At 39.7% G+C, this 1,891-nt stretch carries 2 protein-coding genes; one reads left to right on the forward strand and one right to left on the reverse strand.

Going from position 1 to position 1,891, the window contains the following annotated elements; translation table 11 throughout:
- Positions 1 to 330: NAD-dependent epimerase/dehydratase family protein (locus ACUVJL_RS15300; RefSeq protein ID WP_445246623.1), on the reverse strand; the 330-nt coding region annotated here is incomplete at its 3' end.
- 361 nt (positions 331 to 691) lie between these two features.
- On the opposite strand from ACUVJL_RS15300, the gene ACUVJL_RS15305 reads away from it, so the two are divergent.
- Positions 692 to 1,609, forward strand: a complete 918-nt coding sequence (locus ACUVJL_RS15305; protein ID WP_445246624.1) for a hypothetical protein — start codon at positions 692 to 694, stop codon at positions 1,607 to 1,609.
- The last annotated feature ends 282 nt before the right edge of the window (positions 1,610 to 1,891 follow it).

Below are 1,891 nucleotides of genomic sequence, written 5' to 3' on the forward strand. Positions count from 1 at the left end.
GCGGCAAGCGTCTAGCAGGCTAAAAGTGCCTTGAACGTTGGAGTGGTAGTATTGGCTGGGGTTTTCAATCGACGGTACTAAGTCTGCCAGCCCTGCTAGATGAAATACCCAGTCAATTCCTTCTAGGGTTGAGGGGGTGATGGTGGCTGCGTCTTGCTCGATGAAGGTAAATTTGTTATGGGTTTTGGCTTGTTCTAGGTTGGCGAGGCGACCTACTATCAGGCTATCTAGACCTGTGACGGTGTGGCCGAGGGACAGGAGGCGATCGCACAGGTGGCTGCCGATAAAGCCAGCGGCACCAGTTACTAAGCAGCGTTTTGGATTAGTCAATTGGTTGCTCCAGAAAATATGAAAATAGACTCTGGCTAGGTAGATATAGCGGTTCTCAAAAAAGTGAGGTATGTCCTATGCCCTATGCCCTATGCCCTATGCCCTATGCCCTATGCCCTATGCCCATGAGTACCTCATCTTTCTGAGAAAGGCTATAGCACTTTACCTAATTGTAAACGGCTGTGTTTAAAGTTGAGCTATGAAGCTCTTTAACAACGATTCCCTCTCATTGTAAAGTTTTTTTTGAATACGCCACCATATGGAATTGACTTTGGTCAGCACTTCAGCTATTGTTAATCCTTAGTAACTCTACTCATACTTCCGTCTAACCACTAACCCCCCACACAGGATATTTATTGATATGGGAATCGGTATGCCCCCTGCACAAATCTATGGTTCTTTTTTAAAATATGCGCCATTTAAAAATTTCAAAAGTGTGATTGAACTAGGAGCTCAGGATGTGTATGATCCTGACCTAGTTAAAGGCCATGCTGAAAAAAATACGGGAGTCCAATATGAACTTCCTCCTAATAGTATTTATACCGCCGCAATGATGTACAAAGCTTATGGCTTTGATTCATATGCCTGCATAGACGCCTTGGGCGGAGATAACTGTTTTGTTTTCGACCTTAATAATAACATCAGAGCCAATTATGATTTTGCCGAACAATTTGATTTGGTTACGAATCATGGAACTACAGAACACTGTTTTAATCAATTGAATTGTTTTACAAACATTCACAATTTGTGCAAACAGGGGGGAGTAATGTATCACGCATTACCTTGTCATGGCTTGGTATATCTAACGCATTGCTTTTATACTTATCAACCACCATTTTACTATAATCTTGCTGCGGCAAACAATTATAAAGTTATAGGTATGTATATGAGTATAGGGTACGATCTAATACCTTACACCCTTGAGTATATGCAAAAGCTTTCTCTCCCTAACAGTACCTATGTATTGCTGCATGTGCTCTTGCAAAAAGTGGTAGAACAAGAATTTCGTATGCCCTATGATGGTCAGTATCTAGAATCAAGTTTCGTTAAGGATCAATATCAATATCAAAGTTTAGAAGAAGAGTTGCAACCTGAATTAGGAAATTCAGATAATAGCACAATCATTGATCTACCTAACTCTATAGACGAATACCATGCGTTAGGAAAGTTTTTTTTATCACAGGGAAAAACTAAGGAAGCAGCCAAGTGCTATTCAATTATTCTATCTATCATATCAAGTCCATCAATATCTAGTCCATTAGCATCTTTGAATGTATAGTACACAGGTAGCAAATAAGCTTTAGAGTGTAGATAATCAAAAATACATACCCTAAAAATTAGCAGAGGCCACTTAATTATAGGTTCTCTCTGCTACTTATTTAGGTAAACTAAACTTCCTTGTCACCCCGTCATTAACCATACTAGGACTTACGCATTGACAGAATAACAAAATAGTGCATTGATAAAGATGGGTCGTTTACTTTCTAGGTATCGGACAATCAGAGAAATTACTAAACCATCGACAGCACAATGCAATCTAGACCTCTACACCTTATTTTTG

Origin of the sequence: Microcoleus sp. OTE_8_concoct_300 (genome assembly GCF_031383065.1) — a bacterium.
GTDB lineage: Bacteria > Cyanobacteriota > Cyanobacteriia > Cyanobacteriales > Microcoleaceae > Microcoleus.

Bases quoted from the DNA above. Each gene is read 5' to 3' on its own strand.
- ACUVJL_RS15305 (WP_445246624.1), top strand. From the start codon at position 692: ATGGGAATCGGTATGCCCCCTGCACAAATCTATGGTTCTTTTTTAAAA.